Here is a 13,759-nt window from a genome sequence, read left to right as displayed (position 1 = left end):
CGAAAGAGCTCCATATCGGGGTGTTTCAAGGCAATAGCGGCTATGCGGTCCGTTGGCATCCCAAACGTGCGATATTTCTGGGTTTAGTGTCATCTGTGTCCGATAGGTGTTTCGTATGTGCAAATGTTAGCGAAGAATACGAAAAAAAGGAGTTGTCCCATAAGCCATGAATGGCTGCTAGGACAACTCCTTCTGATTTAATTAAATAGTTCAAGCTCGATAACCGTATCCATCTCATCAGGTAACATCGCGCCTTTTAATGTAATAAACGCTCCACCGTCAACATCCGAATATTCCTCAGCCATCCACGGCGCCTCCACCTTTAGCTCGGTACCATCACGTAGTAATCTGGCCTTTTTAATCTTCCCTTTCAAGCCTTGGAAATAGATCGGGCCAATTCCACGGTCGTAAACGTGCGCATATAACTTATTGCCCTTTTGCGTATAACGTCCCCACTCTGGCTTAGGTAACAAAGACTTCCCGCATCCATAAATACTGTCTCCATTAAGGCGCATCCACTCCCCAACTTCGTCAAGGATAACCAGTGATTCCCGTGTCATTTCACCTTTAGCATCTGGTCCAACATTGAGGAGCAGGTTACCATTCTTACTGATACATTCGACCATCGTACGGATGACTTGCTTGGTTGATTTATAATTCTTATCCTCGGAATGATAACCCCAGTTGTCATTAAGGGTAATGCAGGCTTCCCAAGGGATGGATTGGCCGTTTACGTCAACAATGCCGCCAGGTGGAATGATCTGCTCGGGGGAGAAGAAATCTCCAGCATATTCCTCAGGTTCTGCCGCACGAATATTGCCACCTAATCGATTGTCGATAATAATATCAGGTTGTATGGAACGAATCATCCGGATAAGCTCCGTCGCCTTCCACTTCTCCCCTGTCATATTATCGTAGGAGAAGTCAAACCACATAATGTCGATTTTACCGTAATTGGTGAGCAGTTCCTTTACTTGCCCATGCATATACTCCAAGTATCTATCGAAATCAATCGGCTTATCTTTAGCCGCTTCGTTATCCCGATCAGGATGTGCCTTATCTCCATATCCGGGATAATCCTCATGGTGCCAGTCTATGATAGAGTAATATAGACCTACTGCAATCCCTTCAGCCCGGAAAGCGTCTACATATTCCCGCACTAGATCACGCCCAGCGGGCGTATTAGTGGCTTTGAAATCAGTCAGCTTACTATCGAACAGACAGAACCCGTCATGATGTTTGGTCGTAAGAACAGCGTATTTCTGACCCGCAGCTTTTGCTGCACTTGCCCATTTCTTCGGATCATATCGAGAGGCGTCAAATTCATCGAAATACGTCATGTAATGCTCTCTACTCATCCGCTCGTTACCGCGTATCCATTCCCCTCTAGCAGGAATTGAATATAATCCCCAATGGATAAACATCCCGAACCTATCCTGTAAGAACCATTTCGTTCTTTCTTCTCTTGCACCCATCTCTCCAACTCCTCGTTAATGAAAGCTATAATCAATCTTTCACTCCACCTAAGCGGTATGAAATAATGCTGCGGCTCCAATTAAACCTACATCGTCTTTGAGAGCGGCAGGTTCAATTGTAAAAGTACCCTTATATGGATCCATGACAAATTGCTCCGTCTTCTCCACCAGTGCAGGGAATAACAAATCTCCAGCCTTACTCACGCCTCCACCGATCACGATCCGATCAGGATTGAACGTATGAACTGCATTGGCTAGACCTAGTGCCATATAATGAATACTGCGGTCAATAACCTCGACGGCCACGGCATCGTTAAGTGCCATGGCTTCAAATACGTGCCGCGAAGTAATTTTTTCTCCATTTATATTAGCCAGTTCCGTAATCATCGACGGTCTGCTCTCCATACTTCGCAGCGCCATATCCCGAATCGCTGTGCCCGAAGCGAAAACTTCCCAGCAGCCGAATCTTCCACAGCTACATTCCGTTCCGTTCGGGTCAATAATATTATGACCTAGTTCACCAGCAAATGAATTTTTGCCAAGAAGCAGCTTGCCGTCAATGACGATACCTGCTCCAATCCCTGTGCTAAAGGTAACATAAACCATGTTGTCTGCACCTTTGCCAGCTCCTCGGACATACTCACCCCAAGCCGCAGCGTTCGCATCATTCACTACCTTTACTTCAACGCCTAGCTCCGACTCCATCCAGTGCTTCAGCGGAACATTATCCCATTCCGGAAGATTGGTGCCGTGAATAACGATCCCGTCCTGGCTATTTACAGCTCCGGGAGAAGCCAGCCCCACTCCAGTGAGTGGTCGTCCTTCGGATACGGAGCGGATCATATCGATCATTCGCTGCACCACTTCTTTAGCGGTACGTGCCCCAGCCGTTTCCATCAGTTCCCGTTTCAACACGGTCCCCTTTGAATCGAACAATGCTGCGGCAATTTTTGTGCCTCCTAAATCGATTCCAACTACGTAGCTCTCAACCTTCTGCATAACCCATTCACCTTTTCACTATCTATTATTAGCCGTTAGAATGAATACTCTCTGCTAACGCCCGTAAGGCTGCTGGATCGATTGGCGACAAAGCGTCTTTATCATAACGAACAGCCGACCCAAAATGCACTTCTGTTACTCCAGTCTGATGTATAAATGAAGTAATACCTTCCGGCTTCAAACCGCTTCCAGCCAGTATACTTACCGTTTTACCTCTTGATTCCTCGACTAGCTTCCGCATAGCAGGAATAGCTTCTGGTGCCGGACCTGGCCCAGCAGAAGTGAGTACACGCGTAATTTGCGGATACTTACAAAGCGTTCGATAACCTTCTATTTGATCCTTCAACTCATCAAAAGCACGGTGGAAGGTTACTTGCAATCCATCGGTCAACGGCAATAATGTTTCAAGCGCTCGCTCGTCGATAGTCCCTTCCGGTGTTAACGCACCAATCACAATCCCCGCCGCTCCGCTGGCTGCAATTTGCTTTATCTCTGCTGCCATGGTCAAAATGTCATACTTTGAATAGCAAAAAGAACGGCTGTGCGGGCGAACCATAACAAACGCAGGAATGCTAACCGATTTAGCAACTTGTTGCACCAATCCTATCCCTGGTGTTAGACCGCCTTCCGTAATCGCAGTAATGAGCTCCAGGCGGTCAGCCCCGTTCGCTTCGGCTGTAAGAGCATCGTCCATACAGGTAGCGATGACTTCCAATCTCATAACTTTCCCCCACTCTTCCGGTTGTTATTGTTGTGCCTGTTTCATGACATAATCAGCGAGCAGTCGAGCACCATAGCCCGTTGCTCCAGCTTCTGAATACCCCACATCCTGCTTGTACTGAACCGTCCCAGCCATATCAATATGAACCCAGCTCAGCGATTCCGCTACAAAACGCCGTATAAAAAGCGCTGCTGTAATCGCACCTGCAAAAGGTGAAGTACTAACATTACGTAGATCAGCGTAATTGCTTCGAAGATCGACTTCATATTCATCCATAAGCGGCATGGGCCACAGTCGCTCACCATTGCGCTCACCGATTTCGACGAGGTTCTGCGTCATCTCTCCATCACCCCATATGCCGGCGATACCTAATCCTAGCGCTGCGCCAACATTTCCAGTAAGTGTTGCAATATCGATGACCTTAGTTGCCCCGATATTTGCTGCATGAATAAGCGCATCCGCGATAATAAGCCGCCCCTCGCCATCCGTATTTGCAACCTGAACCGTCAGCCCATTAGGATAGCGTATAACAGACGATGGCAGCATCGCTTCAGCATCTGGTACGTTATCAACAACTGGGATCAATGCGGTCACATTTACATGAGCTTGATTCCGTACTAAAATATCCAGCGCCCCAATAACAGCTGCTGCGCCACCCATATCCATACGTGCATCGCTGATATCACTTGCGGTCTTAACATTCATCCCACCCAAATCGAAGGTAACACCTTTACCCACCAATGCCAGCATTGGCAATTCAGGGTTACTCTCATAGCGAATTTCAACGAGGGCCGGGGAGTGTTTACTGCCTGCTCCAACCGCCAGCAACCCATTCATCTGTAGGTCAACCAGCTCCTGCCCCCGGTAAACATGAACTTTCACTGCTGCGTTATCACGCTCGAAATATTCGACCATCCATTCTGCGAACCGATCCGGATTTAGAGTCCCGGGCACCTCATTCACCAGATCGCGAGCAACCACTGCTCCTTCAGCGCGTATGCGGCCAGTACTTAGTACAACTTCCAGTTCAAGCTTAGTCAGCTCAGGCCAATCGGCTGTCTGGAGCAGCAAATCAACTGAATTGTCTATTTTAGTAACGCCACGATAGGTTTGGAAACGATATAATCCGAGAAGCCAGCCTTCAATCCATGCTTGCAGCTCATCCGCAGCGGAAATATCACTTTCTGCTGTCCTACGAACAAATGAAGCGAAATTCAGCCCTTCTCTTAGAGCTAAGCGGGCGGCAGATCCCGCTGCTCGACGAATTTTCTCAAGCGTAAGAGCCTTGCGTTTTCCCATTCCAACAGCTAACACATCGGACTCTTCCTCAGAACGAGCATATAACCATGTCACACTGCCACTCTGTTTGTGAGCTTCTCCCAGCCGAAGAGGAAAAGGCTCCTCTTCATAGGCTAAGTAGATAAGCATATCCGCCCCATTAGCAGAATCGAACAAGATATTCATAGCTGTCCCTTCTTTTCCGTAAAGTGTACTCACATTTAAAATTATCGTTCTAGTTTCAACATTTCTTCATCAAACAGATGACAAGCGAGCTCATGACCTGGTTCAACTTCCCGGAATACAGGCACATGTTGCTTACAGATCTCCATACAGGAAGGGCATCTTGTATGAAAGCGACAGCCCGTCGGCGGATCAACGGGACTTGGAAGGTCACCTTTTAGAATAATGCGTTCCTTCTTCAAGCTTGGATCGGGCACGGGAACTGAAGATAGCAGCGCTTGGGTGTAAGGATGCAAGGGACGGTCATACAATGTATCCTTATCAGCCGTCTCCACAAGGGAACCCAGATACATGACCCCAATTCGATCACTAATATGCTCGACCACACTAAGATCATGAGAGATGAATAAATAGGTCAGGCCATATTCCTCCTGCAAGTCCTGTAACAGATTCAACACTTGGGACTGAATCGATACATCCAGTGCTGACACGGGTTCATCCGCCACGATTAGACTAGGGCGCACTGACAAAGCCCGGGCAATCCCAATCCGTTGCCGCTGTCCACCGCTGAACTCAAACGCAAATCGCTCAGCGTGCAAACTGTTCAATCCAACGGTCTCCAGCAGTTCGCAAGCTAGCTTATCCCGCTCTTTGGAGGACAGCTTTGTATGAATAAGCAGGGGTTCGGCGACAAGATCCTTCACCTTCATGCGTGGATTAAGTGAAGCGTAAGGGTCTTGAAACACCATCTGCATATCTTTGCGCAGAGGCCGCATTTGGTTATCTGAGATATGGCTAATATTTTGCCCCTTAAACCACACTTCTCCATGATTGGGTTCCAGTAAGCGAGTCACTAGCCTGCCCGTAGTCGATTTCCCACAGCCACTTTCACCTACAAGGCTGAACGTTTCTCCTTTACGAATGGCGAATGAAATCCCATCAACGGCGTGCAAATATTTAGTCGTTCCGAAGAAGCCCTTCTTCACAGAAAACAACTTCTTCAAACCCTTAACTTCAATTAGTGGAGTCTCTTTCATAAACATCCCGCTCCTTCCGTGTCCTCCTGCTGTGTAAGCCAACAACGGCTCTTGCGCTCTAGTCCCTCAATCGGAAGTAGCTCAGGTTCGTGCGACAGACAACGCTCCATGGCAAATTCGCAGCGAGGCGCAAACTTACAGCCGGCAGGCATTTGTGAAAGGTCTGGCACATTCCCTTTTATAGACTCCAAGCGATGTACATTCTGGCGCAGCTTAGGTACCGATTGAATCAATCCCTTGGTATACGGATGCTGCGGTCTGGCAAACAGCTCCTGAACAGAGGCTTCCTCCACCACACGACCTGCATACATTACAACTACCCGGTCACATAATTCGGCAACTACTCCAAGATCATGGGTAATGAGCAGCATTCCCATATCCTGTTCATCTTTCAACTGCTTCATCAGATCAAGAATTTGCGCTTGAATCGTTACATCGAGTGCGGTCGTGGGTTCATCGGCAATCAACAGCTTAGGATGACAAGACATGGCCATTGCAATCATGACCCGCTGTCTCATCCCGCCGGATAGTTGATGCGGATATTCATCGATTAATTCCTCTGCGCGAGGGATACCTACAAGCCGCAACATATGAATCGCATGCTCACGAGCCTTCTTGCGTCCATAACCCAAATGCAGTCTAATCGGCTCTGTTAATTGCAGCCCAATCCGCAGCACTGGATTAAGAGAGGTCATCGGCTCCTGAAAAATCATTGCCAGATCATTTCCCCGGATTTGGCGCATCTCCTTCTCAGAAATCTTCGTCAAATCCTTTCCTTCAAAACGCACAGAACCTTCAGAAATTCTACCCGGCGTATCTTTAAGCAACCGCATGATCGATAATGAGGTTACACTTTTGCCACAACCAGATTCACCAACCAGGCCTAGCACTTCACCTTTCTTAATGGCAAAGTCTACCCCCGCAACCGCAGTAATACTTCCATCGCCGCGTTTGAACTCCGTTTTCAGCCCTTGTACATCCAGCAAATGTTGAGTCATGTCTTGTCCCTCCTTAGTTTTTCATTTTGGGATCAAGAGCATCACGCAGTCCGTCCCCGACCAGGTTAAATGCAAGTACAGTTAAAAAGATGGCTATCCCCGGAAAATAAACGATATGTGGAGCAATACTTAAATAATCACGTCCCATACTTAACATTGCGCCCCAATCAGGCTCCGTTGTTTTTGCACCCATTCCGAGAAAGCTTAGTGATGCAGCAGCCAAGATCGCTCCGCCAATCTTCATGGATAGATTAACGATAATACTGGGCACGGTCTCAGGAAAAATATGACGCCAAATAATCCGGCGATGCTTCGCTCCCATGGAACGAGCCGCTTCGACAAACAATGTTTCTTTCGCAGATAGCGTTACGCTCCGAATAATCCGGGCGAACGATGGAGTCCCAAAGACTGCAACTGCGATAACAACGTTGGATAGACCCGGACCGAGGATGGCGACGATTCCAATGGCAAGCAGCAAGTCAGGAAATGAAAATAGTACATCACTGCCACGCATAATAATCCGATCTAGCCAACCGCCATAATATCCACTTAACAGACCTAGGATGGTTCCAAGTACGCCTGCGATGAAGACAGAACTGAGACTGACCGCTAAGGTTAAGCGAGTACCATCAATCAAACGGCTTAGAATATCACGGCCATATTCGTCTGTCCCGGCCCAATGTGCAGCAGAAGGACCCGCCATAAGGGCATCGTAGTTTGGTTCATCAGGATTATACGGGGTCAGAAATGGCCCGAAAATTGCAATTAGGAATAGCAATATAATAAAAAATGCGGCCACAAGGGGCATCTTTTGTTTACTGAACTTACGTAAAAAAACACCCATACGGCCTTTTGTTTTCCCCGGGGCCAGTACCTCTCCGGGTAATGGAGATTTTGCTCCCATCACCGCCGAATTGTCACTCATGATATCCCTCCTGATCCTAAATTCACCCTATAAATCTATTGAAATTCTGCTTCTTAGTCGCATTAGCTACTGAGAAAACCTTATTTTCGGATTAAGTACGCCATACAATAAATCTACTAATAGATTGATAAGAATAAATTGTGTAGCAAACAGAAGCAGTAAGGCTTGAATGACTGTATAATCCCGGAACAAAATGGAGTCTACTAGCAGCCTGCCAAGACCCGGAATACTGAATACCGTCTCAACCATTACAGAGCCGCCGAGCAGGAACCCAAACTGAAGTCCAGCTACGGTAACCACCTGAATCAAAGAGTTGCGCAGCGCATGCCTGCCGATAACAACATACTCGCGTAAGCCTTTTGCACGTCCTGTACGGATATAATCCTCCCGAAGGGTCTCCAGCATAGATGACCTAGAATAACGGGCCAACATAGACATAATTCCCATCCCAAGTGTAATGGAAGGAAGAATATAGGACTTCCAGGAATCAACACCACCTGTTGGAAACCAACCAAGCTCTACCGAGAAAATTTGAATGAGTACCAAGCCTAACCAAAATCCAGGAATAGACATCCCTGAAATGGCTGTCAACGTCCCTAAATGATCTGGCCACCGATTGCGATAAACGGCTGAAACCACGCCAATTAGAAGACCAATAATTAGAGCCCAGGCCATACTGAGAAAAGTCAGCCACAACGTTGGCATTACTCTGCTTTCTAGCATGTCGGTAACCGGGATCCCTGAACGGATCGAATTGCCCAGATTCCCACTTAGCAGATCACCCATGTAGTTTATGTATTGCTTCCACAAAGGCAGATTGAGACCCAGCTGCTCCTGAATTCCACGAATCTCTTCAAGTGTGGCATCTTTACCGGCAATAAGTCGGGCTGGATCGCCTGGGATTAAGTGAATAAACAAAAAGACAAGCACCGATACAATGAACAACAGCGGAATAACCCCGAGGAGTCTTTGTAAAGCATATCTACCCAACTCATAAGCCCCCTTCAGTATCGACAAATGATTTAGTGAGGCCGCTTCCCACCATACTACAGAAGCGGCCTCGTTCATTTCTTGGGATATTAAACCTAACGTTTGTTTAGCATTATTTCACTTCTGCATTCAGGACATTAATGGAACCATCCGGGAAGACCTTAACTCCTTCCAGATACGATCTTTTGCCTGAGATGATTTGGTCGACGCCCATGAATGCCCATGGAGCATCTTCCCATATTGTTTTTTGAATATTGCCATAAATGGATTTAGCCGCTTCTGGATCAACAGATTTATTCGCCTCAGCGATCCACTTGTCTACATTTTCATTTTTATAATAAGCTGTATTTGAGCCAGCAGGCGGGAACATTTCACTACTGAACAACCCTCTGGTTGCACCATCTGCATCACCTGAAGACGGAGACCAGCTGACATACCACATTTGAATTTTTGCTTCTTCTGGCGTCTTAGCAGAGTTAATTTGGTCGGACAATGTGCCGCCTTCCATGGATTTCACGTCTACCTTAATCCCTACAAGTGCTAGCTGTTGCTGAATAAATTGCATACCCTTCATAGTTTCGGATTCATTTTCACCCCAAATTTCGGTTTCGAATCCATCAGGATATCCTGCCTCAGCAAGCAATTGTTTAGCTTTTTCAATGTCATAGTCATAACCTGTTTGTGGGGAATAGTATTGTGTTTTGGAAGACATCGTGGAATCAAGCTTAGCGCCAAGACCCGATTTCACAACTTTGATATAAGCTTCTTTATTGATAGCATAGTTAATGGCTTGACGAACCTTCACATCATCAAAAGGTTTTTTCATCGTATTTAACGTTACATAACGAACAATTGTCGAATCGATGGTATCTACAGTAATTCCTTCAAGACCTTCAACCTCAGATACTTGCTCAGTTGGCATTGGATAAATAAAATCCGCCTCGCCGGTTTTTAGCATGGCTATCCGTGATCCATTCTCTGGAACAGGTCTAAAGGTCACACTATCTACTTTTGGCAACCCAGCTTGCCAGTAGTCAGGGTTCTTAACGACAACCAAGCGGTCGCCTTGCACCCATTCTTTGAACTTAAATGGTCCCGTTCCTACAGGATTTTTCGAAATATCGGCGCCATTTTCTTCTAAAGCTTTCGGACTAATAATAGGTGCCATAGCTACTTTATTTAAAAATGCGTTGTACGGCTCGCTGAGTGTAATAACCACGGTTTTAGCATCAGGAGTCTCCACTTTCGCTACCTTTGCGAAGCTTTTGCGCAGTCTCAGATTGTTCTTCTCATCTTGAATACGGGCGATGTTTACTTTAACCGCTTCAGCATTAAAGTCAGTACCGTCTTGGAATTTAACATTCTCTTGCAGTGTGAACGTGTAGACCAACCCGTCTTCACTTATGGAATGGCTTGCGGCAAGAACAGGAACTACGTTCATATTCTCGTCAAAACCCATCAGACCTTCGTACATCGTTCTGGCAGCGCTGATTGAATGCGTATCGCTTGCGTTATGAGGGTCCAGCGTAATAAAGTTAGAATTGATGGCAATTACAATGTCTTTATCATTCTTTGTAGTTGGGGTGCTAGTTTCAGTTCCACCAGCAGTATTGCCTTTTTGTCCCTCGTTGCTCGCTTTGTTGCCGCACCCTGCAGTCACTACTACTGTAATAAGCAGCAGCATGAACATTGACCATACTTTTCCTTTTGCTTTCATTTTTTACACTCCCCTATTCAAACGATGTATTAGAAAAGCTTCTAGTCCGATTAATCACCAAACTTGAAGATTATTCTTGACCTTATGCTCTAGATCTCCCATTGAAATACAGCACGGCGTTCGCCGACCACAGTACCGCCATCATTAACAATCGTGTTAGGCACAAGTGCATATAAGCGATCAATTGTGTCTTGATTGCTGTAACCAATACGTTCTAGAATCGATGCGATAATACATGGCCAGACTTGTTCTGATCCGTCGGATACTTTCAGTGATATCCCCATTCGTTCTTTACGGAGTCCGATACCGTATACCCCTTTTGCTCCACCTTTAGCTGTCAGATTGTCATCCTTCAGGAGCTCTGAGCATACAAATTTCGTGTCAGCAATCATAACCGGGTTATCGTTCATAAGTTTTGCAATGGCAGCGGCTGCCTTACGTATATCCGTATCCTCAATCAAATCGGGACACGCTAGCTTTAGATAGGAATAAGCGATTTTATGAAGCGGAAGTGCGAAGATAGGAAGTCCACAGCCATCAATACCTTGCGGGATGGACGCTTTGGGAACTTCAGCGATATAAGCCATCATCTCAAGAATCTCCTGTTGTACAGGATGGTTAGGATCGTAATAAGTGTCTATATCCCAACCCATATATTTGCTAAGGCCCATTAAACCTGCATGTTTGCCTGAGCAGTTATGAAAGATTTTACGAGTTGGCTCATTTGCCCGGTGACGTTCTGCTTTGGCTTCTTCATTCAGCGGGTATGTAGAGCAGCAATGAAGTGACTCTTCTTTTAATCCCATTTTCTGAAAAAGAGCTTCAAGCGCTTCAATATGGAAGGCTTCTCCCCGGTGTGAAGCGGTAAACAGCGATGCTTCTTTACTTGTCAAACCATATACTTCATCGATCCGGCGTTTCATTACCGGCAAAGCTTGGAATGGCTTAGCAGCAGAGCGAAGATAAGTCATATGCTCCGGATCACCTGCTTTGTACAAAATGCTGCCCTTCTCATCAACTACACTAACTGCACCATAATGCACATTCTCCAGCAGGCCTCCACGATATTCTTCTACCAATGTTGTAAATCCCATCTGTACACCCTCCCTAGCAGTAGTTAATTTAATCTAAGGCGAAAAATCGGTTCTGCGATAAAAGTCCCGATCCGATAATTACACCCTTCTCATTCAGCAACGAACGATGAATCGTAAAGGAACCCCGAAGCGGCTCCCATGTAAAGCGCGAGAGGTACAGCTGCTCAACTTCTTCGTATATATCCGGGAATTTGTCCACGAGTTCTCCACTCAAAATCACGCTGTCGGGGTTATACATGCATACGACATTATTAATGGTGATCGCCATATACATGAGTGCACGGTCGATCAAGTGAATCGCCCATTGTTCTCCTGCATGTTTTGCTGCGAATAACTCCTCAATCGTACGGATCGGGCGAATCCGATTAGCTTCAGATAATAAAGAACTGATATTTATATAAGTCTGTAAACAGCCCGCTTTGCCGCACTCACACATCATTCCGTTAGGATCCACTGTCGTATGCCCAATTTCACCCGCACTGTTCATCACCCCTCGGTAAATCTCTCCCTCGAGAATCATCGCAGAACCCACGCCTTGACCGAACCCCAATAATGCCGTACGGCTGGAGCCGACTGCGGCTCCTTTAAGATGTTCTGCAAGAGCCCTTACTTTCAGCTCATTGTCCACAGCGATTTCAAAACCTGTCAGTTCCTTCAAGCGTTTGGCTAACGGCACATTTTTCCATCCTAGCTGAACAGAGAAGACAACAATTCCTTCTTCGTTATTCACAATGCCGGGAAGTCCAACGCCAATACCCACGATACGTGTTCTGTCAATCACATGCTGCTGGAACAATTGATCGATGGCATCCTTAATTCGTTCCAGCGTTCGATCTGGACTTTCGTCTGGTGTACGGGGAAATTGACTACTGCAGATAAGCTGTCCTTGTAAGTCCACAATTCCAATAGACATAAGACTGCGATCTAGTTCAACGCCAACCGATAATACAGAAGTGTCAATCATACCTATTAACGTTGATTTCCGACCTAATCCTGATGATACTTGCTCAGAGTCGAGTAAATATCCTTCCTCCGTCAACTCTCCGACGATTCGACTTACAGTCGTAGGGCTCATACCAGTCTGTTTAGCAATAGAAGCGCGAGAAATCGGTTGTTGATTTTTTATAATTTCGAAAACCGTTAAACGATTTTGTCGCTTCATGAAATCCTGATCGTGCTTTTTCACGGGCATTCTCCTAATTATTTTCTCCAGTGCATTAACTGGATTAATAAACCACAAAAACAAGAAAATATTTGCAAATAAAGCGCTGATAATGTATTGTTTGATTTAAATTTTAATTTAGTTTCTCCAGTGATGGGATTAATAATAAAGGGTCATGGTTTATGTGTCAATATAAATGACATATTTTTTATTTAAAAATAAATGTAAGCGGTTAACTAAAGATAACCAACACAAAAACCATTAAATATATAACACAGACATAACACACATACCCATGAATTAGCATTTAATTTGAATCTTGAACCTATTAATTGGGATAGAAAGACTGAAAGAAGTATTTTGTTTGGATTAATGTGAGGTGTGTGAATCGATTGTAAAATGGAAGGTAACACTCGCATCAAAAGGAAGCTCTCTAAAGGGAGGTAACCTTTGATGCGAAGTGAGTTAGTTACATCGAGGGTGCTAAAAAATCATTGAAACTCAACGGTCTTAACGGCTGCGTCCTCTTGGATCATCGATAACAATTGCACTGGATTAAATGATTCAGGCAATCTTACAACGATTTCTACGTTTAATTCGGATTCTACACTGTTATTTTCAGCATGAAAACTTAGAACAGCAATTTTGTGTTCTTTAAGTAACTCTTGAATTCGGCCCATAGTGCCTTCTGTGTTAGCTAGACTTATAACGAGCTGTTGGGTTTTTGGTGCGGCCAGCCAGCTGTTACGACTGTGTAAGATCTTTTGCCCAAGTAAAATGATTATCGTTGCTCCTACGCCAAGAATATAAAGACCAGACCCTATAGCCATGCCCACTCCGGCTGTTGCCCAAATCCCTGCAGCAGTAGTGAGCCCTTTGACTGTGTGTCTTTGCATAAAAATCATCCCTGCTCCCAAAAAACCTACTCCGCTTACTACCTGAGCAGCTATCCGAGCGGGATCAAGAGAAAGATTAGGCCAATCCGCTTGGTCCTGAAACCCATATTTGGAGATGACCATCATGAGTGCAGCACCTAAGGCTACAACAAAATGTGTTCTAACTCCAGCTTCTTTCATCCGGCTTTTGCGTTCATATCCAACTAATACGCCACAAATTCCCGCGCCAATTACACGAAGCAAATACTCAAACTCCATACCTTCACCTTCTTTCATCATGATAT

The 13,759-nt window shown here is 45.6% G+C and carries 12 protein-coding genes; all 12 read right to left on the bottom strand.

Annotated elements, in window-relative coordinates; genetic code table 11:
• Window positions 1–197: 197 nt before the first annotated feature.
• Window positions 198–1,475 (bottom strand): alpha-L-fucosidase, encoded by a 1,278-nt coding sequence (locus NST45_RS07595; RefSeq protein WP_036689007.1) that lies wholly within the window; start codon window positions 1,473–1,475, stop codon window positions 198–200.
• Window positions 1,476–1,523: 48 nt separating this feature from the next.
• Window positions 1,524–2,474 carry an ROK family protein gene (locus tag NST45_RS07590; protein ID WP_036689009.1) on the bottom strand — a complete coding sequence of 317 codons (951 nt, stop codon included), beginning with the start codon at window positions 2,472–2,474 and terminating at the stop codon, window positions 1,524–1,526.
• A 28-nt stretch (window positions 2,475–2,502) separates the two neighbouring features.
• On the bottom strand, window positions 2,503–3,195 hold the full coding sequence (locus tag NST45_RS07585; protein WP_038572334.1) for a copper homeostasis protein CutC: 693 nt from the start codon (window positions 3,193–3,195) through the stop codon (window positions 2,503–2,505).
• 24 nt (window positions 3,196–3,219) lie between these two features.
• Entirely contained in the window at window positions 3,220–4,659 is a 1,440-nt protein-coding gene (locus NST45_RS07580; protein WP_076105237.1) for a leucyl aminopeptidase family protein, read from the bottom strand.
• A 41-nt stretch (window positions 4,660–4,700) separates the two neighbouring features.
• Complete coding sequence (locus tag NST45_RS07575; RefSeq protein WP_094903192.1) at window positions 4,701–5,693, bottom strand: dipeptide ABC transporter ATP-binding protein; 993 nt, start codon at window positions 5,691–5,693, stop codon at window positions 4,701–4,703.
• A complete protein-coding gene (locus tag NST45_RS07570; protein ID WP_036689018.1) occupies window positions 5,690–6,691 on the bottom strand; it encodes an ABC transporter ATP-binding protein in 1,002 nt (333 codons plus the stop codon). Before NST45_RS07570 ends, NST45_RS07575 begins: the two co-directional genes overlap by 4 nt.
• Window positions 6,692–6,704: 13 nt before the next feature.
• Window positions 6,705–7,616 carry an ABC transporter permease subunit gene (locus NST45_RS07565; protein WP_076100141.1) on the bottom strand — a complete coding sequence of 304 codons (912 nt, stop codon included), beginning with the start codon at window positions 7,614–7,616 and terminating at the stop codon, window positions 6,705–6,707.
• 66 nt (window positions 7,617–7,682) lie between these two features.
• The gene (locus tag NST45_RS07560) at window positions 7,683–8,606 is read right to left on the bottom strand and encodes an ABC transporter permease subunit (RefSeq protein ID WP_036689023.1); all 924 of its coding nucleotides are present in this window, start codon (window positions 8,604–8,606) and stop codon (window positions 7,683–7,685) included.
• 112 nt (window positions 8,607–8,718) lie between these two features.
• Window positions 8,719–10,323 carry a glutathione ABC transporter substrate-binding protein gene (locus tag NST45_RS07555; protein WP_036689025.1) on the bottom strand — a complete coding sequence of 535 codons (1,605 nt, stop codon included), beginning with the start codon at window positions 10,321–10,323 and terminating at the stop codon, window positions 8,719–8,721.
• 89 nt (window positions 10,324–10,412) lie between these two features.
• Entirely contained in the window at window positions 10,413–11,417 is a 1,005-nt protein-coding gene (locus tag NST45_RS07550; RefSeq protein WP_036689028.1) for an asparaginase, read from the bottom strand.
• Window positions 11,418–11,445: 28 nt separating this feature from the next.
• Window positions 11,446–12,609, bottom strand: a complete 1,164-nt coding sequence (locus tag NST45_RS07545; RefSeq protein WP_256715496.1) for an ROK family transcriptional regulator — start codon at window positions 12,607–12,609, stop codon at window positions 11,446–11,448.
• A gap of 461 nt (window positions 12,610–13,070) precedes the next feature.
• Window positions 13,071–13,733, bottom strand: coding sequence for an MgtC/SapB family protein (locus NST45_RS07540; protein WP_143766861.1), 663 nt, complete (start codon window positions 13,731–13,733; stop codon window positions 13,071–13,073).
• Window positions 13,734–13,759: the final 26 nt, after the last annotated feature.

Origin of the sequence: Paenibacillus sp. FSL R7-0163 (assembly GCF_037969975.1) — a bacterium.
Taxonomy (GTDB): Bacteria; Bacillota; Bacilli; order Paenibacillales; family Paenibacillaceae; genus Paenibacillus_AQ; species Paenibacillus_AQ odorifer.
The sequence above is the reverse complement of the archived record's forward strand: the minus strand, read 5'-3'. Positions and strand labels throughout refer to the sequence as shown.

What these genes read in the sequence shown, in the direction of transcription:
- NST45_RS07570 (WP_036689018.1), bottom strand. Translation starts at nt 6,691, where the DNA reads ATGACTCAACATTTGCTGGATGTACAAGGGCTGAAAACGGAGTTCAAA.
- NST45_RS07585 (WP_038572334.1), bottom strand. Translation starts at nt 3,195, where the DNA reads ATGAGATTGGAAGTCATCGCTACCTGTATGGACGATGCTCTTACAGCC.
- NST45_RS07575 (WP_094903192.1), bottom strand. Translation starts at nt 5,693, where the DNA reads ATGAAAGAGACTCCACTAATTGAAGTTAAGGGTTTGAAGAAGTTGTTT.
- NST45_RS07590 (WP_036689009.1), bottom strand. Translation starts at nt 2,474, where the DNA reads ATGCAGAAGGTTGAGAGCTACGTAGTTGGAATCGATTTAGGAGGCACA.
- NST45_RS07540 (WP_143766861.1), bottom strand. Translation starts at nt 13,733, where the DNA reads ATGGAGTTTGAGTATTTGCTTCGTGTAATTGGCGCGGGAATTTGTGGC.
- NST45_RS07565 (WP_076100141.1), bottom strand. Translation starts at nt 7,616, where the DNA reads ATGAGTGACAATTCGGCGGTGATGGGAGCAAAATCTCCATTACCCGGA.
- NST45_RS07580 (WP_076105237.1), bottom strand. Translation starts at nt 4,659, where the DNA reads ATGAATATCTTGTTCGATTCTGCTAATGGGGCGGATATGCTTATCTAC.
- NST45_RS07545 (WP_256715496.1), bottom strand. Translation starts at nt 12,609, where the DNA reads ATGCCCGTGAAAAAGCACGATCAGGATTTCATGAAGCGACAAAATCGT.
- NST45_RS07550 (WP_036689028.1), bottom strand. Translation starts at nt 11,417, where the DNA reads ATGGGATTTACAACATTGGTAGAAGAATATCGTGGAGGCCTGCTGGAG.
- NST45_RS07595 (WP_036689007.1), bottom strand. Translation starts at nt 1,475, where the DNA reads ATGGGTGCAAGAGAAGAAAGAACGAAATGGTTCTTACAGGATAGGTTC.
- NST45_RS07555 (WP_036689025.1), bottom strand. Translation starts at nt 10,323, where the DNA reads ATGAAAGCAAAAGGAAAAGTATGGTCAATGTTCATGCTGCTGCTTATT.